Consider the following 21,667-nt stretch of genomic DNA (forward strand, 5'->3'; position numbering starts at 1 on the left):
GAATCGGATAAAACCCATTTCCCGACCCATTCGATGGGCATCAAAACGGGAATGGGAAGCCAATTCCGGGAATGAAGTCATGAGAAATCGAATGGCGAGGACCACTGCTGGCGCGGTTTCTCGGGGTTTTGCATCGGGCTGCTAGTGGTTATGGGCGCCGGCCAGGCTCTTGATGACTTCCCGCGTCACGTCGCCAAAGGCGAGCACCTTGCCGCCTTCCGCTTTCACATGCGCATCGGCGGCTTCGCGGCTGGCGAAGGCGGGGAGGTTGGGGTCGTTCATGGGGCCGCGGGCTTTCGAGCCGAGGACGAAGAAGGCTTTCTTGGCGTCGACCCAGGCTTTGGTGGTGTAGTCGGCCACCCAGATGGCGCCCACGTCGGCGGGTTTGTGCTGCTTGTCGAAGAGCGCCATGTTGCCCAGAAAGCGGAACAGGTCGACGGGGGAGTCGAAGCTGCTGGCGGTCTGGTCGTTGAAGACGATCTGGGCCGTCCATTGCGGGGTGCGGTAGGGGTACATGCCGCACACGGGGCAGCGGGCGGAGCGTTGGACGTATTGGGGCGAGAGATCCGCGGCGCTGGCGGCAACGGGCTGGCCGATGACGAGGGTGGCGAGCATTGCGGGGACGAGGGCGGCGCAAAGTCTGCGGATCATGGCTGGGCTCCGGGGGTGTTTTCGAGCAGCGGGTCTTGCAGGATGGCGTGGATGACGCGGGTGAGGTTGTCGATGGGGGCGCCGCCGCAGTGGGTGAGGGGATCGGCCCGCAGCGTGCCGTCGGCGGCGTGCAGGTGGTTGGGGTAGGTGGCCAGATCGGTGTGCAGGGGGGCGGTGTCGATGCGCAGTTCGGCTTCGCCCCAGATCCAGGCGATGGCGTAGGCGTCGGGGGCGGCGATGCGGGCTTCGAGGATGGCGCCGTTGTCGAGGCGGACGAGGAGGGCGTCGAGCTTGACTTCGACGGGGGCGTCGAGGTGTTCGCCGAAGTGTTCTTCGATCCGCGTGGCGAGGTCGAGGTGCAGGCTCATTGCTGTTGGGTGTCCTTGAGGCGGTCGGCGAGATCGGTGCGGACGTCGGCGTGCAGGGTGGTGAGGATGCGCACGGAGAGGTATTGCTCGTAGCTGGGGTGCTCGGGCAGCTGGCCGTCGGCGATGCGGGCGAGGGCTTGGGCGGCGTCGCTGGCGCCGAGCTGGGCGAGCAGGCTGTCGCGGCCGGCGCGGATTTCGTACATCAGACGGGCGGCGTGTTCGATCTCGATGGCGTCGTCGGGGGCGAGGTGGTCGTAGAAGGTGTGCATGGCTTACATCCGCTGGTCGTGGAGGGCGCCGCCGTCGAGGCGGGCCATGTCGGCGGTGACTTCGGCGAAGGGGTAGACCTTGCCGCCGTTGGCGTCGGCGAACTTCTGCGCGCCGTCGCGGCTGCCGAAGGAGGGGATGGTGGGGCCCATGGCGCCGCGTTTCTTGGAGCCGACGACGTAGAAGGCGCCGCGGGCGTCGATCCAGGCGCCCTTGGGGGCGTCCCAGGGGGTCTTGTCGAGGTCTTGCACGTAGATGCCCTTTACCTTGCGGGCCTGTTCGGGCTTGAGGTAGAGGGAGAACATTTCCATGGTGTCGCAGAAGAATTCGGGCTCGGGGGCGCCATCGTAGAGGATTTGCGCCTTGGGGCCGGGGTAGTCGGCGAGGAACATGCCGTCGAGGGCGCAGGCGGTTTCCTTGGCGATGTCCTTGGGGCCGGCGCTGGTGTCGTCGGTCTTGCCGCAGGCGGCGAGCAGGCCGGCGACGAGCAGGAGGGTGGCGGTGTGCACGACGAGGGGCGGGAGGCGCAGGGTGTGCGGCAGGGGCAGTTTCATCGTTCGAATCTCCAGATGGCCGCAAGGAGCGGGCCGACGATCCAGGCGAGCATGACGCCGCCGAGGGTGGCGGGGTGGCTCAGGGCTTCGGGGAAGACGGTGGCGAGGCCGTAGAGGGTGCGCACTTCGTCGAGGCTGAAGACGTTGAGGACGCGGAACACGTCGGCGGGGTTGAGCAGCAGCAGGTAGGGGAAGACCGCACCGCCGTAGTCGCCGGCGGTGACGACCAGCGCGCCGAGCAGGAGCAGGTCGAACACCAGCACGAAGAAGAACCAGGTGCCGATGGCGAGGCCGGAGGCGCGGGTGCGGTCGGAGGCGAACACCGAGAGCATTACCGCGAGGCTGAGGAAGGCGAAGCCGAGGAGGATGGCCGAGGCCATGAAGCCGGCGTAGTGGAACAGGGCGTTGAGGTTGAGCTGGGGCGACAGGATGACGCCCACCGCGCCGAAGCCGGCGATGGTGGAGAAGGCCAGCGCCCCGGCGAGACCGGCGTATTTGCCGAGGATGAGTTCCTTGCGGGTGATGGGCAGGGTGAGGAGCAGGTCGAGGGAGCCGCGTTCCCGCTCGCCGACGATGGCGTCGAAGCCGAGGATGAGGGCGATGAGCGGAATGAGGTAGATGACCAGACTGACCAGCGAGGCGATGGTGACCTCGATGGAACGGAAGCCCACCGCGCCTTGCTGGGCGGCGCCGAAGTAGGCGATGACGAGGGCGAAGACGGTGAATACGACGGCCACCGCGAGCACCCAGCGGTTGCGGATGCGATCCCAGAATTCCTTGCCGGCGACGATGCCGATCTGTCGAAAGTCGATCATGGTTCAGCTCCGGTACCCGAAGAAGACGTCTTCGAGGGACGGTTCGCGCACGTGCAGGTCGCGCATGGTGTCGCCGAGGGTGGCGAGGCGGGCGAGGGCGGGCATCTTGGCGTCGCGGGGGAGCCGGATGTGGAGGACGCTGCCGCTTTCCTCGATGCTTTCGACGGCCATGCCTTCGAGGACGCGGGCGACGTGTTCGCGCAGGCCGGCGCCGCCGGCGATCTCGAGGGTGAGGGGCAGGTTCATGGCTTCGCGCAGTGCCTGCACGGTGCCGGTGGCGCGGATCAGGCCGCCTTCCATCACGGCGAGGCGGTCCACCCGCTCCTGGATCTCGGCGAGGATGTGGGAGGTGAGGATCATCGTCACGCCCTCGGCCTTGAGTTCCTTGAGGATGCGATAGAAGTCGCGGATGGCGCCGGGGTCGAGGCCGGTGGTGGGTTCGTCGAGAAAGAGCAGGCCGGGCGTGCCGAGCAGGGCCTGGGCGAAGCCGAGGCGCTGGCGCATTCCCTTGGAGTATTCGCGCACGCGGCGGCCGGCGGCGTGGGCGAGGCCGACCTTGTCGAGCAGGCCGGCGCACTGGCTGCGCGGCACGGCTTTGAGGTCGGCGAAGAAGAACAGGGTTTCGATGCCGGTGAGGTTGTCGTAGAGCACGACGTTCTCGGGCAGGTAGCCGATCCTGCGGCGGGTCTCGCGAAAGCGTGGGCCGTTGACCGGCTCGCCGCCGATGCGGATTTCGCCCGAGGTGATGGGGATGAGGCCGAGCATCATCTTGAACAGCGTGCTCTTGCCGGCGCCGTTGTGGCCGATGAGGCCGAAGAGTTCGCCTGTCGCGATGGTGAGGTCGACACCCTTGACCGCTTGAACGGTGCCGAAATCCTTGGTCACCCCGCGGGCTTCAACGATAGTGCTTGCCAAGCCAGTTTCTCCAGTCGGAATGTTCGGGGCGCATGCGCGGCTTGGGGTCCACGATGCTGGGGGCGCGCAGCAGCGGAAACTGCTGGGCGATGAGGCGCAGGGTCTGGATCGCGGGGCTGGCGAGCAGCAGCTTGACCATCGGGTGCCGCCACGAGAGCCGGTCGACCATGTCGTTGGCTTCGTAGGGCACGTCGCCGAGGCCGTCGCCGTTGCGGTCCCAGCCCACGTAGTTGCTCCAGTGGTTGCCTTCCCTGGCGCCCCAGGTTTCGTCCTTCGAGGCGACGTACTTGACCTGCTCGCGGTTGGAGATGAAGTCGTTGCGTTCGACTTCGTTGCGCGTCGAGCCGGCCCACAGGTGCACGCCGACGGCGTTGTCGACGATCAGGTTGCCGCGCAGGGTGTTGTATTCGGCGTCGTAGATGAAGAAGCCGCGGGCGTTGCCGGCGACGACGTTGTTCTCGACCACGGCGTCCTGGATGGTGCGCAGCATGATGCCGTGGTCGGAATTGCCCCAGGCGCGGTTGTTGCGCACGATCTGGTCGCGTACCTCCATCAGGGCGAGGCCGCCGCGGTTGTAGTAGGTGTCGTTGTCTTCCCACAGGTTGTGGTAGGAGTTCATGTAGTGGGTGCCGTAGCGGCTGTGGTGCATCTGGTTGCCGCGGAAGACGGCGCGGTGGGAGACGTCCACGTAGATCGCGTCGCGCACGAAGCTGATGTTGTTGCCGATGATCTGCGCGCCGGTGGTGTTGTAGAGCTGGATGCCGTTGCCGCGCTGGGAGGAGTCGAGGTCGCGCTTGCCGGTGATGAGGTTGTGCTCGATCTTCACGTCCTCGGCCTTCTCGATCCACAGGCCGAACAGGGTGTAGCTGAAGTCGCAATGGGCGACGCGGGCGCGGTGGGCACCGGGCTGGATGTAGACGCCGGCGTTCTGGGCGCCCAGATCGGCACCGGAATCGGCGACGATGAGGCCTTCGACGCTCACGTCGGTGGCGACGATGCGGATGGTGTCGCCCTTGCCGCCGCCGTCGATGGTGGGGCGGCCGTCGCCGACGAGCGTGAGCGGCTTGTCGATGCGCAGGTTTTCGAGGTAGGTGCCGCGGGCGATGCGCAGGGTGTCGCCGGGCGCGGCGCGGGCGATGGCGGCCTGGATCGAGTCGCCGGGCTTGATCTGCCACTGCGCGGCCTGGGCGGTGGCCGACAGGCCGGCCAGCAGGGCCGGCACGAGCGGCAGGAGAGGTGAAAGGCGGAGTCGGGGCATGGGGCAGGCGGGTCTTGTTTGAGCGGAGTATGCGGCGGAGTGTCGCAGCCGGCCTTGATTTGGGTGAAGTCGCACCGCCCGCCGGGGGGCGCCCGCTCAGGTCATGGCGGTGTGGGCCGCGACGGCGGCGGGCAGGGCGGCGAGGGTGTCGAGCAGGGGCGCCGCGCTGTGAGGCTGCAGGGCGTCCGGGTGGGTGTAGCCCCAGCGCACGCCGATGAACGCGATGCCCACCGCGCGGGCGGCGTCGGCGTCGCGGATCTCGTCGCCGATGCTGACCGCCGCGCCGGCCGGCAGCCGGCTGGCCCACAGCAGTTCGCGCAGCTTGAAGCGCTTGCCGAACATCGCGGTGCCGCAGTGCAGATGGTCGAACAGCGCCAGCGTGGCGTCGCCGAGCACCTGCCGGGCGGCGTCGCGGGTGTTGGAGGTGACCAGCGCGAGGCTCACGTCCTGCGCGGCCAGGGCCCGCAGCGCCGCATCCACGCCGGGAAAAGGGCGCACCGTGTCGATGCGCGCCAGCATCCGCCGGCGCATGTCGACGGCGAGGGTCGGCACCTGCCACAGGGCGACGCCGAGGTGCGCCATGAGTTGCCGGCTCGACATCTGGCGGACGCGCTCGGCCTCCTCGTCGGCGATGCGGCGAAAGCCGTGGACCAGGGCGGCTTCGTCCAGGCAGGCGCGGAAGGCGTCGAAGGAGTCGGCCAGGGTGCCGTCGAAATCGAGGACGGCGAGGGCGCGCGGCACGCTCAGAGCGGCGCGCGGTCGATGGCGGAGAGTTCGGCGTTTACGTCGAACAGCTTGCCATTGACCTGCGGGACGCCGAAGCCCTTGAGGCGCGCGGTGTGCATCGCGAGGTAGGCTTCGGCGCTGGGACGGTCGGTAAAGAGGTAGATGCCGCCCGCTTCGCCGGCGGCGGGGTTTTCGGTCCAGATCTTCCAGATCAGGCCCGGTTCCTGGGCGATCGAATGGGCGAGGCCTTGCAGGGCATCGGTCATCGCCTGACCCCAGGGGCCGGAAAAGGGGAAGTCGACTTGCAGCAGCACGGGCATGTTGGGACCTGTTCTTGTCATGGATCAAAGGTGGTGCAAAGGCTACGCGATTCCGCGCGCGGGCGGTGCAAGAATGGCGGAATCGATCATTGGGAGGCCAGGCCATGAGCCAGAAGCACAAGCATGTTCTCGAAGCGATCTACCGCGAGCCGCTGAGCAGCAACATCCAGTGGCGGGAGGTGGAATCCCTGCTCAAACACCTCGGAGCCGAGATCGAGCCTAGCCACGGCGCGCGTTTCCGCATCCTGCTCAACAAGCACGAGTTCTTCGTGCATCACCCGCATCACGGCAACGAGTTCGGCAAGCCGGAGGTCAAGCATCTGCGGGAATGCCTGGCCGCGGCGGGGGTGACGCTGTCGAGCTACGAAGAAGGGCTTTGAGCGAAACTGTTCGCGGTGCGGGTTGTCGCGCTGGGTTATCATCGCGCCCTCGATTGTTTCCCCTGCCCGTCCGCCTGCCCCGAGGGCCGTCCCGCACGGTTCGTCCTGGCGGCTTGCGGGTCGATGCGCCATCACCCTGGTCTGTGAGTCGATGCGGAGCCTGAAGCCCCTTCTCTGAGTGCTTGCCCTTGCGCCGCTGGCGATGGGCGCGCTGTCGGCCCGGGCTGACGACGTCAGCATATCGGGCTTCGGGACGCTGGGTTACGCGGTCTCGAATCGGCCGTACATCTACCAGCGTTTCATCGACGACAAGGGCACCTTCGACCGCGACAGCGTCCTGGCCGTGCAGGCGGATGCGCCCATCGCGCCGCGCTGGAGCGCCACCGCCCAGCTGAAGCTCGCGCCGGACACCGCCGACGACAACCGCTGGCTACCCAAGCTCGCCTGGGGTTTCCTGTCGTGGCGACCCGATGACGACTGGCTGTTGCGCGTCGGCAAGCTGCGCGTGCCGCTGTACCTCAACGCCGAGAACATGGACGTGGGGGTGTCGTTCGATTACGCGCGGCTGCCGGTCGAGATGTATTCGCTGTCGCCCACGTCGGACTTCACCGGCCTGGCGCTGGCGCGCTCCTGGGATGCCGGCAAGGGCGAACTGAGCCTAGAAGGCTACTGGGGCAAGGCGCGCACCCACTGGCGGCAGTACGTGCGCGAGGGCGTGCCGGGGTTTATCGACCCCGGCGTCTCGTACACCGCGCTCGATGTGGTCGCCAGCGGGCTGGTGCTGACCTACCGCGGCGAAAACGCCAATGCCTACCGGTTTGGCCTGCACCGTGCGAGCGCCAAGCTGGCCAGCGGCGATATCTGGATCGACCAGCCCGGTCTCGTGCGGCCCCCCATCGCGCCGTGGGCGAGCTTTTACTGGATGCTGCCCGGCGCCGGTCTGGGTGAGAGCCGCAACCAGGAATTCCTGATCGCCACGTTCGGGGCGGACGTCGAGATAGCCCACGGCCTGCGCGGAGCGGCGGAGTACGCGATCCGCAAGGAAGGCGACATGGAGCGGGGCCAGAGCAGCCGTGGCGGCTACGCGTCGCTGCGCAAGCAGGTCGGGCGGTGGACGCCTTACGCCTACTACGCCGAGCTGCGCTCCGAAGGCTGGCTGCGGCGCCTCTACCAGACGGTCGACAGCTATCGGGTGCCGTCCAGCGTGCCGCTGTCGGGCGCCATCAATGCGTCCCAGGGAGTGGTGGCCGACGGGCTGGAGATCTTCGACCAGTCGTCATGGGCGGTCGGCACCTCGTATTCCCTCACCCCGACCAGCAAGCTGAAGGCGGAATGGATGCGGACCCGGGTCGGGACGACATCCACCTTCGTCGATGCCCCCGCTGGGTCGTCCGTGCGCAATCAGAACATCGATGTGCTCTCTCTTTCCTACAGCTTCATGTTTTAGGGCCGGGCTGTGGAAAAGCGATTCATTCGACACCTGACCGGCCTGCTGCTCGGACTCCTCGCGACCTGCGCTCAAGGTGATGGCGTGGCGGTCATCGGCCATCCGCTCCTGCCCAAGGTGGATGCGCAGCTCGTGCGCAAGCTCTACACCGGGCGTGCGCTCGAAGTGGGCAGCACGCCGGCGGTGGTGCTCAATGCCCGCCCGGGTACGCCGTTGCGTGAGCGTTTTCTGGCGCTTTACCTCAACGAAGAGGACGAGAAGTACATCGCCTACTGGACGGTGCGGCGTTTCATCGGCAAGGGCACGCCGCCCCAGGAGCTCGAATCGCCCGTCGCGATCATCGATTTCGTCCAGAAGACGCCGGGCGCCATCGGTTACATCGACGCAGCCGACGTCAAGCCGGGCATGAACGTCCTGATCCGGCGTTAGCCGGTGGCAGCCCCGCCGCAACGGGTGGGCGATTCCATCTTTCTCCGTGTTGCAGGCCCGTGAACGGGCGCCACTCGCTGCCGGCGGTCCGCGCGACGCGGTGTGACATTCCTTTTTGTCATGCCGGCGCGGACTTGCCAGGTAGTTGTCGGATTTTGCAATTTTTTTGATTCGTAATCCTTTTTTGCTAGGTCGTCGGGTTTTTCGCGTTCAGCATGATCGTCAATGACGACGTATGAATTGCGCCGGTGTGGCAATGGCCAGGCCGGAAATCGATGACGGGTATCTGGGATGAGGATTCTGCATGTGGTGCACGGGCTTGCTCGTGGCGGGCTGGAAAACGGCGTGGTGAATCTGCTCAACGGCCTGCCGCCCGGTGAGTTCGAGCAGGCGGTGTGCTGCCTCGACACGCGCGGCGAGATGGCCGACCGGGTGCGGGGCGACGTGCCGATCTTCGTGCTCGACCGCGGTCGTCACGACCTGCGCCTGCCCCTTCGGCTCAAGCGCCTGATCGCCGACTGGCGGCCCGACGTGGTGCATTGCCGCAACTGGAACAGCTGGCTCGACACGGTTGCCGCCCACCAACTCGCCCCGGGCCGGCGCAAGCTGGTGTGGAGCTTCCACGGCTTTGCCGATCGGGACGATTTTCCGACCCGCCGGCAGGTGATCTCGCGGATGCTGGCGCGCCGCACCGACCGCCTGGCGGCGGTGTGCCACGACGCCGCCAGCCGCTTTGCCGACAAGGCCGGCGTGCCGGTGCGGCGCTTCGAGGTGCTTTACAACGGGGTCGATACGACCCGCTTCGGGTGCGTTGCCGATCGGTCGGCGCGCCGCGCGGCGCTGGGGATCGCCGACGACGCGTTGCTGGTGCTGACGGTGGCCAACTTCAGCCCGGTGAAGGATCACGCGGCTTTGCTGGAGGCCATCGCACGTCTGCCGGCGGCCGGGAGCGCGTCGCGACGCTTCCTTTTCCTTGGCGAGGGGCCGCTGCGTGGCGCGCTCGAGGCGCAGGCGGCGGCGCTGGGCCTGCAGGATCAGGTGTCGATGCCGGGCAGTTCCGACCGGGTGGCCGATTACCTCGCGGTGGCCGACGCCTTCGTGCTGCCCAGCCGCCTGGAGGGGATGAGCAACGCGATCCTCGAAGCGATGGCGAGCGGCCTGCCGGTGATCGCCCGGGCGGTAGGCGGCAATCCGGAGCTGGTGGTGGATGGGGAGACGGGTTTCCTGTGCCGGCCGGGCGATGTGGCCGATCTGGCGGATGCGCTCGGCCGGCTTGTCGCCGACGCGCCGCTGCGCCGGCAGATGGCCCTGGCTGCCCGGGTGCGCGCCGAGGCCCTGTTTTCCATCGACGCAATGATGAATGCCTACGGCGATTTCTATCGTCGCGTGGTGGCGTCCTGACGAGGCGGCGACGATCATGAAAATTCTTCACGTGGGGCCGCTACCGCCGCCGGTGGGGGGCATGGCCAGTGTGGTCGAGGGGCTGACCGGCGCACTCGCCCGCTTTGGCGACGTGCGCATCCTCAACACCGTCAAGACCACCCGGGACGACCGTTCGTTGTTCGAGGGCGTCTTCGCCCAGTTGCGCCTGCTCGGGCGGCTTGCCCAGTTGTGCGTGATGTGGCGGCCGCAGGCGGTGCACGTGCACACCTGTTCGTGGTTCAGTTTCTGGCGTTCGGCGGTGGATGTGGTGCTGGCGCGCCTGCTCGGGCGGGCGGTGCTGCTGCACATTCACGGCGGACAGTTCGAGGAGTTTCTCGATTCGCTGCCGCCCTTCAAGGCGCGCCTGGCGCGGCTGGTGTTCGCGGCCTGCAGCAGCGTGATCGTGCTCGGTGAGGGCTGGAAGGCGCTGCTCGACCGCTGGTGCAACCCGGCGAAGGTGATCGTGGTGCCCAACGGCGTCGAGCTGCAGCCCCAGCAGGTGCTGGGCGGCGACGGCGATTTCACGGTGATCTGCCTGGGCGCCTACGGCCCCGGCAAGGGGCAGGCCGAGCTGCTGCGGGCAGTGGCCGCGCTGCGAGGCGAGCGCCGGGTGCGCGTGGCGCTGCTCGGCCCGGAAGGGCGGCCGGGGCAGCACAAGGCGCTGCAGCGGCTGGCCGACGAGCTGGGACTGGCGGATCGGGCGGACATTCCCGGCCCGGTTTTCGGTGTGCAGAAGGATGCTTGGTGGGCGTTGGCGGACTGCTTCTGCCTGCCGTCCTACAACGAGGGTTTGCCGATGGCGATGCTGGAGGCGATGGCGCGCGGGGTGCCGGTGGTGATGACCCGGGTCGGTGCGATTCCCGAGGCGGTGGCCGACGGCGAGGAGGCGCTGCTGTGCAATGCCGGTGATGTGGCCGGGCTCACCGCGCAGCTGCAGCGCCTGCTCGATGATCCGGCGCTGGCCGCACGCATCGGCCGAGCCGGTCGCGAGCGCCTGATCCGCAGCTTTACCCTGGACAGCAGCGCACGCCGGGTGATGTCGCTGTACAAGCGGCTGGCCTGATCAGACCTGAACGATGCCCATCGACTTGAGGGCGATGAACAGGACCGCGCCGATCAGCAGGTTCTTGAAGCTCACGTAGCAGATCATGTCCATCACCGTGGCGCGGCGATACAGGCGCCCCCACCACGGGCCTTCCTTCACGTAAGGCTTGGCGTCGAGGCGCACGATCACTTCGAAGACGCTCCAGCCAAACCACCAGCCGATGATCGCGCCGGCTTCGAGGCGGCCCATCGCTGCCATCACCCAGGCGACGGTCGCCGCGACGGCGAGGGCGAAGCCCGCTCCCTGGATCGACTTGCGGGCCGGCTGCCCCTTGCCGGCCCATGGCCACAGGTGGTCCCACAGCTCGGCGGCGAGCCAGCCGGCGCCGCTCGCGTTGCCGTAGGCGGGCTGGCGCAGTTCGTTGCGGTCGGCGATGGTCATGCTTGGGCTCCTTCGGTCTTCTTTTCCATCGGAACGGGTTTGATCGGGATGAAGTAGCCCTTGCCGTCGATCGGGGTGAGGGGCTGACCGGCCTTTTCGCGGCGTTTGCGCTCCTGGGCCAGCGGCGGGCAGGCGTGGTCGTCGTAGTAGAACACCATGCAGTCGAGGCACAGCATGCACTCGCGTTGGTCGATGTTGCCCTTGGCGTCGATGGCGAGCGAGCCGCAGCCCTTGGCGCAGGCCTTGCAGCTGGTGCATTCGTCCTTGCGCTTGAGACCGAACCAGCGGAAGGTGGTCGGCATCGCCAGTGCGGCGCCCAGCGGGCACAGATACTTGCAGAACGGCCGCTCGACGAAGATCGCCAGGCCCAGCAGGCTGGCCGCGAACAGGCTGTACGGCCAGCTGCGGTTGGTGATGCCGACCAGGAAGGTGGTCTTGAAGGGCTCGACTTCCGCGAGCTTTTCGGCCAGCCCCATGCTGAAGAACGATACCGCCAGCAGACCGAAGAACACCGCGTACTTCACCCACTTGAGCTTGTCGTGGAGCGCCTGGGGCAGATGACGCTGGAAGCGCTTGAGGCCCACCGCCTGACCGACCTTGTACAGCAGTTCGGACAGCGAGCCGAACGGGCACAGCCAGCCGCAGAAGAAGCCGCGGCCCCACAGGAAGGTGGTGGCGATGATGAAGATCCAGAACACGAAGATCAGCGGGTCGGACAGGAACAGCTCCCACTTCCACTGGAACAGCAGCGAGTGGAACCAGGTGAGCACCTGGGTGATCGAGGGTTGCGCCATGGCGTAGAAGCCGACGAAGCCGATCGACAGCACCCAGCCGGTGTACTTGAAGGCATTGACCGGCCACTTGTTGTGGCGGCTGGCGCGCCGCACGAGCTTGTCGCGGCTGGCGTAGGCGGCGGAGATGGCGAGCAGGAAGACGATGAAACCGGCAATCTCGAACTTGCGCTCCTTCCAGACTTTGAGCCAGGTGGGATCGGGCTTGACGACCACCGGACGGCCGCCTTCGAGATAGGTGTCGGCGAGCCAGTATTCCTTGTCGAAATTGGCGAAGGTCTTGGCGGCGGTTTCCTTGTCGATCTTGTTGCCCAGGAACACCAGCTTCCAGGGGAAGGCGGCCGAGAAGCCCTTGCCGCGGATGATGAAGATCGCCGATTCGTCGAAGGCCGGTGCGCCGGCGGCCGACACGCCCCACAGGTTGAGGTAATCGAGATCGCGGAAGGTGAAGCTGTCCGAGCCCTGGCGGACCTGCACGCGGTCGTAGATGCCGCCTCGCACGAAGCCGGAACCCTTGAACGAGTCCATGCCGGCAGTCTTGATGATGAACAGGGCGTGCTCGCCGTCTTTCAGGCGCGCCATCAGGCTGGCGTAGCCGTCCTTGCCGAGGATCGCCTGGCCGATGGTGGGCTGGTTGAGGTAGCCGAACCAGATGTCCATGTACGGCCGGCCGTCGCTCTTGAGGCCGACTTCCTCGGCTTTGACGGTGAGCCGCTGGACGCTGCCGTCCTCCACCAGCTGCGCCCAGGTGGGTACGGTGGTGGCGGGCGGGAACTTGGCCTGCGGGCGGATCACCGGCTTGAGGATGCCGACCTGCTTGGCCACCGCGCCGCCGGAGGTCATCATCACCTGGTTCTGGGCGATGACGGTGACGGTGGCGCCGGTGATCGCGTCGAGACCGATGAGGTTCTCTTCGGGGCGCGACTTGCCGATCTCGATGTTGTCGCCGACGAACTTGCCGAGGTACTGGTTGTTGAACTTGATGAGCGCCGATTCGGGAATGCCGAGCAGCAGGATCGGCTCGGAGTGCTTGAGGATCTTGACGCCGGCGAACTTGCCGGCAGCGTCCATGCCGATCAGGGTGACCACGGGCTTGCCGGAGTAGGCGGGAATGTCGGTGATGTCGGTGGACAGCATCACGTAGCCGACCAGCTTCTTCTGGCCGTTTGCGTCGGCGTAGGCCTCGACGTAGGGGGGCTGGCCCTTGCGCTCCGAGAAGGAGGTGGCGCCGGGCATGACTTCCTTGCACGGCGCGAAGTCGCACAGCTTCGGCGAGCTGGTGAGCTCGGGCGGGAGCTTGACTTCGTAGGTGTCGGCGAGGGCGGTCCCGGCCAGGGTGCAGGCGGCAAGCGCCGCTGCGAGGCGGGCGCCGAAACGTGGGGCGAAAGTGCGCAGGGCGCGCAGGGAAATCATCGTGTGACTCCGCAAATCAGTATGTGGCCGAATTCTGATGATCGGGACGGAGCGGCGCCTTAAGCTGAGTCAATTTGCCGCGGCGGAGGCAGGCCGATGTCATCGGCGGCGGTGAACAAAAAAGGGGAGACGCGGACGTCTCCCCAAATTACTTCTCGATAAGGAATCGTTACGGCGTCGGCTTACTTCTCGACGATCATCCGGGTGCGCATCTCGAGGTGCAGCGCGTGGCAGAAGTGGGTGCAGTAGCACCAATAGACGCCCGGCTTGTCGGCCTTGAAGGTGACGGACTTGGTTTCCTGCGGATTGACGATGAAGTTGATGTCGTACTTCGGAATCGCGAAGCCGTGGGTCAAGTCCTCGACCTTGTCGAGGTTGGTGAGGATGATCGTGACCTCGTCGCCCTTCTTCACCTTGAACTCGCGCATGCTGTAGGCGGGGGCCTGGGAGACCAGGCGCACGGTCACCTTGTTGCCGTTGCGCGTCACGCCGCCGTCCTTGGCGTCCTTGGTGGCGAGGGGGAACTCGTCGACGTTATAGACCTGGCGGGTCTTGATCTTCTCGCGCTTGACGATCACGAAGTCGTGGGGCTCCGGATAGACCGGGTGGTCGGCCAGCATCTTCATCTTTTCGCCGCGGATGTCGATGATCTGCTCGTTCTCGGGGTGCAGCGGGCCGACCGGCAGGAAGCGGTCTTTCGAGAACTTGCAGCCCACGCACAGGAACTGGCCGTCGGCTTCCTTCGTCTCGGACATCGAGGCGTTGATGTGGCCCGGCTGGTAATGCACGTCCATGCGGTCGACCACGTACTTGGCGTTCTTGTCGCCGGCATGGAACTTGATTGCGGTGTCGATGTTCCACTTCACGATCTGGCTGTCGAGGAACAGCGTGGTGAAGGCGTTGCCGCGGCCGTCGAAAGCGGTGTGCAGGGGGCCGAGGCCGAGTTCGATTTCGGCGACGATGCTCTTGTTCAGGTCGTCGAGCTTGCCGTCGAAGAACTCGTGCACCTTGGCCAGTTCGATCACGGTGGCGGTGGGCGACAGCTTGCCGGAGCAGATGAAGTACTTGCCGTCCGGGCTGGCATTCACGCCGTGAGGATTCTTCGGCACCGGCACGTAGCAGGTGAGGGCGCTCTTCGGATCCTTGTTGGATTCCTTGGTGCCATCGACCACCGGCACCTTGCTGTCGCCGATGGTGGTGAACTTGCCGTCCTTGATGGCCTGTTCGATGCGACCGACGTTGAAGAACACGCAGGCGTCCTTCTCGGCGGACATCATGTCCTCGTACTTGGCGCCGCCTTCGGTGTTGTACTGGTTGGCGGCGGCGAGCTTGCCGTCGAACGAGGTGGCGACGAGGTCCATGTTGCCATCGACGCGGCACTGCCAGCGCACTTCCATCGTTTCGGCATCGACGCAGGTGAACAGCGTCTTGTACTTGGACGGGTCATCCATGTCGCGGCCGTCGTTGGGCTGCGGGATGTGGAATTCGTTGCCGCAGAACACGCGGGTGGTGTGGTTGATCGACTCGTCCACCGGGTCGCGCTTGTCGGGGAAGATGCCGTGGAAGCCCTGGATGTTGGGCAGCTCGGTGATCTTGTCGCACTCGAAGGTGTCGCCCTTGATGCGCGCCAGGCGGCCGTGGATCTTGTCGTTCACCCAGAAATACTTGCCGTCGTAAGTGCCGTCGGTGTACGAGCCGTGGACGTGGTGGGTGTCGCCGGTCTTGTACTTCAGGCTGCCGTCGGCCTTGGTGCCGATGACCGCCTTCGATTCGTTGGTGATGCCCCAGCCGCTCATGCAGTCGATGTTGAAGGTCGGCACCCGCTTGATCTCGCGACCGGACGGAAGACCCAGGATGCGCACTTCACCCGAGTGGCCGCCGGACCAGATGCCGTAGTAAGTGTCGAGCTGGCCCGGGGCCGGGTGGATGTTCAGGCCGTCGGCGGCGTGGGCTGCAGGGGCCGGTGCAGCGGGGGCGACCGGCTGGGTGGCCGGTGCGGCGGCTTCCTGTTTGCAGGACGACAGGCCGACCGACAGACCGGCACCGGCCAGGCCTGCGAGGGCGGCAGTGTTCAGGAACTTGCGGCGTCCCGGAACGAGGGTTTGGTCGTCGTGCTTGATGTCATCGGTGCTCATTGTTGGTCTCCGTTTGTCCCTAACCTGAATCGAAAGGCCGCGTGGCGGCGCTGCGAGTGCGCGGCGACGGGCCGGGCGGTGTTCCGCTGTGCGGCCGTTCGTCACTGCGACAATCTGTCGCAGCGCACTCTAGGGGGATCGGGTCGGAAAAAAATTGACCGGGGGCAAGAATCGCCGATGCAGTGCAAAAAATGCCTTGAAGGCCCGCAGGGCGGGGATTTTGCGGGCTAAATATCAGAAAACGCTAATTTTATTCGCCCGGCGCGGGGGCTCGGATGCCGCCTCAGCCGCGGTTGCCGCCGGCCTGCAGCAGCACCAGCAGGGCACCGTCACCGCCGTCGTGGGGCCGGGCCTGGCAGAAGGCGAGGATGTCCTCCCGCTGGGCCAGCCAGCCGCGGGAGAGGTGCTTGAGCACCGGCAGGCGCCCCGGCGAACCGTGGCCCTTGCCGTGGATCACCCGCAGGCAGCGGCGCCCCTGCTGCAGTGCAAGGGCGATGAACTGGGCGAGGCTGGCGCGGGCTTCGTCGCGGGTGAGGCCGTGGAGGTCGAGTTCGCCCTGCACCACCCAGCGTCCGCGGCGCAGGTCAGTGAGGACGCGGCGCGGCAGGCCGACGCGCAGATAGGCGGCCTCGTCGCCCATGTCGAGGCGGTCTTCGAAGGTCAGCGGCGACTCGATCGCTTCGCGCAGCACCTCGCGCTCGTCTTCCTCGCGCTTGCGGGGGAGGGGGGCGGGAGTGGGGCGTTCGACGTGGGCGAGGTTCTTGTCCTTGAGCGGCGCCACGGCGCCGGCCACGTGGCGGAACAGGGCCACCGGGTCGTGAAGGCTGGCGGCGTCGACGGTGGGTTCGGCGGGGGTCCAGTGCTCGACCGCACGCACCTGCGGATTGGCCTGCTGGCGCTGGACGCTGAGGTCGACGCGGTTGAAATCCTTGATCGGTGCGATGTCGCCCAGCGCGGCGCGGAACACCGCGACAGGATCGTTCTCATCGATGCGCGGCGCGCGACGGGGCGCCTCGGGCTCAGGCTCCGCGCTGCGCGGACGCGGCACCGGTGCGGGCTTGGGGCGGGCCAGTTCGGCGTGGGCGTCCGCCTTGAGCGGCTGGATGCGGCCGATCTGGCTGCGGAACAGGGTAGCGTCGTCGGGCTCCGCCGGGGTCTGACCGGCCGGCCCGCGCGGGGCCGCCACCACCACCGGGGGGGCGATGACGGTTTTCAGGACGCTGTTCGGCACCCGGTCGCGGAGGGCCTTGAGGGCGTCGAGTCCGGCGTTGCGCTTGTCCTTGCCCATGCTGTGCGAAAAGTGAGGTCGAAAAGGAAACGGACCGGGGAGTGCCCGGTCCGTCGCGGTGACGCAGGCGGTCAGCCGGCGAGGCCGAGGCTGTCGAGATAGCGTTCGGCGTCGAGGGCGGCCATGCAGCCGGTGCCGGCGCTGGTGACGGCCTGGCGGTAGATGTGGTCCTGCACGTCGCCGGCGGCGAACACGCCGGGCACGCTGGTGGCGGTGGCGTTACCGTTGCGCCCGCCCTGGGTGACGATGTAACCGCCTTCCATCTCCAACTGGCCCTCGAAGATGTCGGTGTTGGGCTTGTGGCCGATGGCGATGAACACGCCCTTCAGGGCGATGTCCTTGGAGGCGCCGGTCTTCACGTTCTTGACACGCATGCCGGTGACGCCGGTGTTGTCGCCGAGGACTTCGTCGAGGGTCGAGTCGAGTTCGAGGGCGATCTTGCCGGCGGCGACCTTCTCGTAGACCTTGTCGATCATGATGCGCTCGGCCTTGAACTTGTCGCGGCGGTGCACCAGGGTGACCTTGCTGGCGATGTTGGCCAGGTACAGCGCTTCTTCGACCGCGGTGTTGCCGCCGCCGACCACCGCGACTTCCTGGTTGCGGTAAAAGAAACCGTCGCAGGTGGCGCAGGCCGACACGCCCTTGCCGGAGAAGGCTTCTTCGGAGGGCAGGCCCAGGTATTTGGCGGTGGCGCCGGTGGCGACGATCAGTGCGTCGCAGGTGTATTCGCCCGCGTCGCCCACCAGGCGGATCGGCTTTTCGGCCAGGTGCGTGGTGTGGATGTGGTCGAAGATCATCTCGGTGTTGAAGCGGGCAGCGTGCTTCTCGAAGCGTGCCATCAGCTCGGGCCCCTGGACGCCATCGGGGTCGGCAGGCCAGTTGTCCACTTCGGTGGTGGTCATCAACTGGCCGCCCTGGGCAATGCCGGTGATGAGCACGGGGTTCAGATTGGCGCGGGCGGCGTAGACGGCGGCGCTGTAGCCGGCGGGGCCGGAACCGAGGATGAGCAGCTTGATGTGACGGGTGGCCATCGTGGTGGGTCTCTCCGAAGCGGTGGGGCGGTGAAGCGTAAAGACGCGATTATAAGACGCGGAGTTCCCGCCTGCCGCCCGAATTGGCGCCGCCCGCTCCGTGAATATCCGCAAGCCGCGCCCGCACGTCATTCGGAGACCCTCAAGTTTGCTTTATACTTGTCCGTTGATAGCACATGACAACTTGGTCACGTCGCCAAGAAACAATTTAGCCCTTTGCTCAGGAGAGGCCTTATGACCGTTACCAGCTCCGTGTCCACGATTGCCCTGCGAACCTTCCCCATTTTTCAGGGCCTGGGCGATGACCGGCTGGCTGCCGTTGCGCGTTGCGCAATGATGCGACGGGTTCCGCGGGGTTCCGCGGTGGTGCATGAAGGTGATCGCACCGATTTCGTGTATTTCGTGCTCACGGGCAACCTGAAGGTCATGGTCAGTGACGAGGACGGTCGTGAGGTGATCCTCACCATCCTCGGCCAGGGCGAGATGTTCGGCGAAATGGGTGTGCTCGACGACAGCCCGCGTTCGGCGTCGGTCGTCGCGGTGTCGCCGTCGGATCTCGTCACCATCGCCAAGACCGATTTCAAGCGTCTGATGCAGGAGAACTTCGAGCTGGCCTGGCACGTCATGTGCAACCTGACCCGCCGTCTGCGCGACGCCGACCGCAAGATCGAAAGCCTCGCACTGATGGATGTCTATGGCCGTGTGGCGCGCCTGCTGCTCGAGATGTCCGAGGAGGTGGATGGTCTCAAAGTGGTCCGCAAGAAGGTTTCCAAGCAGGATATCGCCAAGATGATCGGCGCCTCCCGCGAGATGGTGAGCCGCGTGATGAAGGATCTCGGCCTGCGTGGCCTGATCGAGGAAACCGACAGCGGCGTGATCCTGCGGGAAAAAATCTACGATTTGTGAATGGTCCGGAAATCCTTCCTTACCCATTCGGATGGTGACGAGGAAGGGCCAACCAGAGACCCTGGTTTATAATCGAAAGCGCGGTGCCTCACCGCGCTTTTGTTTTTTGCTGAGCCGCGCAAGGCTCCGTCGGTTCACGTCATGCTCAATCGTCCTTCCACCCGTCCGCTTCCCCTGCCGGAAAAAATCGCCAGCCTGCTGCAGGAGGCTCGTTGGCTGCTGCTCGGCGTGCTGGCGTTCTACGTCGCGATCATCCTGTTCGGCTACTCGAAGGCCGATCCGGGTTGGTCCCACGCCGTCCAGATGGAGCGGGTGAGCAACCCTGGCGGTCGTTTCGGTGCCTGGTTGTCGGATCTGCTGCTGTATTTGTTCGGACTCTCGGCCTGGTGGTGGGTGGCCTTCCTCGGCCTCGGGCTGGCGGTTGGTTTCCGGCGCCTGCAGCGGAATTTCGGTGCCGATCGGCGTTCGCTCTTCGTGGTGGTGCTGGGCTTCGTCGTCGTGCTGCTGGCGAGCAGTGCCCTCGAATCGATGCGCTTCCACTCGATGAAGGCCACGTTGCCCCTTGAGCCGGGTGGCCTGATCGGCCTTGAGCTTGGCGCCCAGGTTTTCCAGTATCTGGGCTTCACCGGTGGCACGCTGCTGTTGCTGGCGCTCATCGCCGGTGGGCTGTCGCTGTTCTCCGGGGTGAGCTGGGTGGAGGCTTCGGAGGTGCTGGGGACCGGTCTCGAACGCCTGTGGCTGTTCGCCACCAACGGTTTCCAGACCCTGGAAGATCGCCGAATCGGCCGCGAGGTGGCCCAGAAGCGCGAGGCCGTGGTCGAAACCAAGCGCAAGAAGGAAGAGGCCGCGCCACCCCCGCCGCTGCGCATCGAGCCGGCCATCGTCGAGGTCGAGAAATCCGTCCGTGTCGAGAAGGAGCGCCAGACGCCGCTGTTCACCGAGCTCCCGGGGGGCGCGCTGCCGCCCCTGTCGCTGCTCGACGAACCGTCCCACGACGTGGAGCCGCCGTCGCCCGAAACGCTTGAATTCACTTCGCGCCTGATCGAACGCAAGCTGGCCGACTTCGGCGTCGAGGTGAAGGTGCTGGCGGCCTATCCGGGGCCGGTCATCACCCGCTTCGAGATCGAGCCGGCGGTGGGCGTGAAGGGGAGCCAGGTGATGAATCTGGTCAAGGATCTGGCCCGCGCCCTGTCGGTGGTGAGCATCCGCGTCGTCGAGACCGTGCCGGGCAAGACCTGCATGGCCCTCGAGCTGCCCAATCCCAAGCGCCAGACCGTGCGCCTGTCCGAAATCCTCGGTTCGCGCGCCTACCACGACATGCATTCGCCGCTCACCGTGGCGCTGGGCAAGGATATCGGTGGCCAGCCGGTGGTGGCCGACATCGCCAAGACGCCGCACCTGCTGGTGGCTGGCACGACCGGCTCGGGCAAGTCGGTGGGCATCAACGCGATGATCCTGTCGCTGCTCTACAAGTCCGAGCCCGCCGACGTGCGCCTGATCCTGGTCGACCCGAAGATGCTCGAACTGTCGATCTACGAGGGTATTCCGCACCTGCTGGCGCCGGTCGTCACCGACATGAAGCACGCCTCCAACGCGCTCAATTGGTGCGTGGCCGAGATGGAAAAGCGCTACAAGCTGATGTCGGCGCTCGGTGTGCGCAACCTGGCCGGCTACAACAAGGCCGTGGCCGAGGCCGCCAAGGCCGGCACGCCCCTCAAGAACCCGTTCTCGATCACGCCGGACAACCCGGAGCCGCTGGACAAGCTGCCCTACATCGTCGTCATCATCGACGAGTTGGCCGACCTGATGATGGTGGTCGGCAAGAAGATCGAGGAACTCATCGCCCGTCTCGCCCAGAAGGCGCGCGCGGCCGGCATCCACCTGATCCTCGCCACCCAGCGTCCGAGCGTTGACGTGATCACTGGCCTCATCAAGGCGAATATTCCGACCCGCATGGCGTTCCAGGTATCGAGCAAGATCGACTCGCGCACCATCCTCGACCAGATGGGTGCCGAGGCGCTCCTCGGTATGGGTGACATGCTCTACCTGGCGCCGGGCACCGGTCTGCCGGTGCGCGTTCACGGCGCCTTCGTGGCCGACGACGAGGTGCATAAGGTCGTCGAATACCTCAAGAGCACCGGCGAGGCAGACTACGTCGACGGCATCCTGTCGTCGCCCGAAGAAGATGCCGGCGACCTGCTTGGCGGCGGGGAGGGCGGCGAAGGCAGCGAAGCCGACCCGCTTTACGACCAGGCTGTCGAGATCGTCGTCAAGACGCGCCGGCCGTCGATCTCGCTGGTTCAGCGCCACCTGCGCATCGGCTACAACCGGGCTGCGCGCCTGATCGAACAAATGGAGCGCTCCGGTCTCGTCACGCCGATGGGCGCCAACGGCAACCGGGAAGTCGTCGCCCCGGCCCGCGAAGGAGAATGATGAAACGCACTTTTTTCCGCGCTTTGGCGCTCGCTGTCGTGCTCGCGGCCGGCCCGGCCCACGCCGACGCCTTGGCCCAGCTCAAGCAGTTCATGGATGGCACCCGCAGCGCGCGGGGCAGCTTCTCGCAACTGGTGGTGGCCAAGTCCGGCCGCAAGCCCCAGCAGGCGAGCGGCACCTTTGCCTTTCAGCGGCCGGGCAAGTTCCGGTGGGTCTACGAAAAGCCCTATGCCCAATTGCTGGTGGGCGATGGCAGCAAGCTGTGGGCCTATGACCAGGAACTGAACCAGGTCACCACCAAGAAGCTTGGTCAGGCGCTGGGCAACACGCCGGCGGCGATCCTGGCCGGCGACAACGCCCTCGACAAGAATTTCGTGCTCAAGGACGCCGGCAGTGCCGACGGTCTGGAATGGGTCGAGGCGACGCCCAAGGCCGACGACAGCAGCTTCGAGCGCATCCGCCTGGGCTTTGCCGGTGGGCAGCTCAAGGCGATGGTTCTGCACGACAACTTCGGCCAGACGACCTCGCTGCAGTTCGGCCAGCTCGAACGCAATCCCACCCTCGACGCCGCGCAGTTCCGCTTCGTGCCGCCGAAGGGCGCCGACGTGGTCGGCGAATAGGCGCCCGCAGCT

The 21,667-nt window shown here is 66.4% G+C and carries 22 protein-coding genes; 8 read left to right on the top strand and 14 right to left on the bottom strand.

What is annotated here, in order from left to right:
* Positions 1-141 precede the first annotated feature (141 nt).
* From ACE3P2_RS05365 to ACE3P2_RS05405, 9 genes are all read right to left on the bottom strand, one after another.
* Positions 142-651, bottom strand: coding sequence for a nitrous oxide reductase accessory protein NosL (locus ACE3P2_RS05365; RefSeq protein ID WP_374261838.1), 510 nt, complete (start codon positions 649-651; stop codon positions 142-144).
* A complete protein-coding gene (locus tag ACE3P2_RS05370; RefSeq protein ID WP_374261840.1) occupies positions 648-1,019 on the bottom strand; it encodes a hypothetical protein in 372 nt (123 codons plus the stop codon). The genes ACE3P2_RS05365 and ACE3P2_RS05370 overlap by 4 nt, the downstream gene beginning before the upstream one ends.
* The gene (locus ACE3P2_RS05375; protein WP_374261842.1) at positions 1,016-1,288 is read right to left on the bottom strand and encodes a hypothetical protein; all 273 of its coding nucleotides are present in this window, start codon (positions 1,286-1,288) and stop codon (positions 1,016-1,018) included. Before ACE3P2_RS05375 ends, ACE3P2_RS05370 begins: the two co-directional genes overlap by 4 nt.
* Before the next feature lie 3 nt (positions 1,289-1,291).
* Positions 1,292-1,840 carry a nitrous oxide reductase accessory protein NosL gene (locus ACE3P2_RS05380; protein WP_374261844.1) on the bottom strand — a complete coding sequence of 183 codons (549 nt, stop codon included), beginning with the start codon at positions 1,838-1,840 and terminating at the stop codon, positions 1,292-1,294.
* Positions 1,837-2,652 (bottom strand): ABC transporter permease, encoded by an 816-nt coding sequence (locus ACE3P2_RS05385; RefSeq protein WP_374261968.1) that lies wholly within the window; start codon positions 2,650-2,652, stop codon positions 1,837-1,839. The genes ACE3P2_RS05380 and ACE3P2_RS05385 overlap by 4 nt, the downstream gene beginning before the upstream one ends.
* A 6-nt stretch (positions 2,653-2,658) precedes the next feature.
* Positions 2,659-3,570, bottom strand: a complete 912-nt coding sequence (locus ACE3P2_RS05390; protein WP_374261846.1) for an ATP-binding cassette domain-containing protein — start codon at positions 3,568-3,570, stop codon at positions 2,659-2,661.
* The gene (locus ACE3P2_RS05395; protein WP_374261848.1) at positions 3,551-4,828 is read right to left on the bottom strand and encodes a nitrous oxide reductase family maturation protein NosD; all 1,278 of its coding nucleotides are present in this window, start codon (positions 4,826-4,828) and stop codon (positions 3,551-3,553) included. Before ACE3P2_RS05395 ends, ACE3P2_RS05390 begins: the two co-directional genes overlap by 20 nt.
* 96 nt (positions 4,829-4,924) lie before the next feature.
* The gene (locus ACE3P2_RS05400) at positions 4,925-5,569 is read right to left on the bottom strand and encodes an HAD hydrolase-like protein (protein ID WP_374261850.1); all 645 of its coding nucleotides are present in this window, start codon (positions 5,567-5,569) and stop codon (positions 4,925-4,927) included.
* Between the two features lie 2 nt (positions 5,570-5,571).
* Positions 5,572-5,874 (bottom strand): monooxygenase, encoded by a 303-nt coding sequence (locus ACE3P2_RS05405; protein WP_374261852.1) that lies wholly within the window; start codon positions 5,872-5,874, stop codon positions 5,572-5,574.
* Between the two features lie 104 nt (positions 5,875-5,978).
* On the opposite strand from ACE3P2_RS05405, the gene ACE3P2_RS05410 reads away from it, so the two are divergent.
* From ACE3P2_RS05410 to ACE3P2_RS05430, 5 genes are all read left to right on the top strand, one after another.
* Positions 5,979-6,254 carry a type II toxin-antitoxin system HicA family toxin gene (locus ACE3P2_RS05410; protein ID WP_374261854.1) on the top strand — a complete coding sequence of 92 codons (276 nt, stop codon included), beginning with the start codon at positions 5,979-5,981 and terminating at the stop codon, positions 6,252-6,254.
* 178 nt (positions 6,255-6,432) lie between these two features.
* Positions 6,433-7,701 (top strand): hypothetical protein, encoded by a 1,269-nt coding sequence (locus tag ACE3P2_RS05415; RefSeq protein ID WP_374261856.1) that lies wholly within the window; start codon positions 6,433-6,435, stop codon positions 7,699-7,701.
* Between the two features lie 9 nt (positions 7,702-7,710).
* Positions 7,711-8,130: a hypothetical protein gene (locus ACE3P2_RS05420; protein ID WP_374261858.1), complete on the top strand. Its 420-nt coding sequence runs from the start codon at positions 7,711-7,713 to the stop codon at positions 8,128-8,130.
* A gap of 291 nt (positions 8,131-8,421) precedes the next feature.
* Positions 8,422-9,531, top strand: a complete 1,110-nt coding sequence (locus ACE3P2_RS05425) for a glycosyltransferase (protein WP_374261860.1) — start codon at positions 8,422-8,424, stop codon at positions 9,529-9,531.
* A gap of 16 nt (positions 9,532-9,547) precedes the next feature.
* Positions 9,548-10,615 (top strand): glycosyltransferase family 4 protein, encoded by a 1,068-nt coding sequence (locus ACE3P2_RS05430; protein WP_374261862.1) that lies wholly within the window; start codon positions 9,548-9,550, stop codon positions 10,613-10,615.
* On the opposite strand, the gene ACE3P2_RS05435 is transcribed toward ACE3P2_RS05430, so the two are convergent.
* The 5 genes from ACE3P2_RS05435 to trxB all read right to left on the bottom strand — a co-directional run bounded on the left by ACE3P2_RS05435 (position 10,616) and on the right by trxB (position 17,696).
* The gene (locus ACE3P2_RS05435) at positions 10,616-11,038 is read right to left on the bottom strand and encodes a transcription regulator (protein ID WP_374261864.1); all 423 of its coding nucleotides are present in this window, start codon (positions 11,036-11,038) and stop codon (positions 10,616-10,618) included.
* Entirely contained in the window at positions 11,035-13,242 is a 2,208-nt protein-coding gene (locus ACE3P2_RS05440) for a 4Fe-4S binding protein (RefSeq protein WP_374261866.1), read from the bottom strand. Before ACE3P2_RS05440 ends, ACE3P2_RS05435 begins: the two co-directional genes overlap by 4 nt.
* Positions 13,243-13,424: 182 nt before the next feature.
* Complete coding sequence (nosZ, locus tag ACE3P2_RS05445) at positions 13,425-15,377, bottom strand: TAT-dependent nitrous-oxide reductase (protein ID WP_374261868.1); 1,953 nt, start codon at positions 15,375-15,377, stop codon at positions 13,425-13,427.
* A 283-nt stretch (positions 15,378-15,660) separates the two neighbouring features.
* The gene (locus ACE3P2_RS05450; protein WP_374261870.1) at positions 15,661-16,665 is read right to left on the bottom strand and encodes a Smr/MutS family protein; all 1,005 of its coding nucleotides are present in this window, start codon (positions 16,663-16,665) and stop codon (positions 15,661-15,663) included.
* Positions 16,666-16,736: 71 nt separating this feature from the next.
* Positions 16,737-17,696 (bottom strand): thioredoxin-disulfide reductase, encoded by a 960-nt coding sequence (gene trxB, locus ACE3P2_RS05455; RefSeq protein ID WP_374261871.1) that lies wholly within the window; start codon positions 17,694-17,696, stop codon positions 16,737-16,739.
* Between the two features lie 234 nt (positions 17,697-17,930).
* Here trxB and ACE3P2_RS05460 point away from each other — a divergent pair, with 234 nt between their 5' ends.
* The 3 genes from ACE3P2_RS05460 to lolA all read left to right on the top strand — a co-directional run bounded on the left by ACE3P2_RS05460 (position 17,931) and on the right by lolA (position 21,655).
* Entirely contained in the window at positions 17,931-18,602 is a 672-nt protein-coding gene (locus ACE3P2_RS05460) for a Crp/Fnr family transcriptional regulator (RefSeq protein ID WP_153160900.1), read from the top strand.
* Between the two features lie 141 nt (positions 18,603-18,743).
* The gene (locus ACE3P2_RS05465) at positions 18,744-21,035 is read left to right on the top strand and encodes a DNA translocase FtsK (protein WP_374261873.1); all 2,292 of its coding nucleotides are present in this window, start codon (positions 18,744-18,746) and stop codon (positions 21,033-21,035) included.
* Positions 21,035-21,655, top strand: coding sequence for an outer membrane lipoprotein chaperone LolA (gene lolA / locus ACE3P2_RS05470; protein ID WP_374261876.1), 621 nt, complete (start codon positions 21,035-21,037; stop codon positions 21,653-21,655). The genes ACE3P2_RS05465 and lolA overlap by 1 nt, the downstream gene beginning before the upstream one ends.
* Positions 21,656-21,667: the final 12 nt, after the last annotated feature.

It is taken from the genome of Zoogloea sp. (assembly GCF_041911615.1).
Classification (GTDB): Bacteria; Pseudomonadota; Gammaproteobacteria; order Burkholderiales; family Rhodocyclaceae; genus Zoogloea.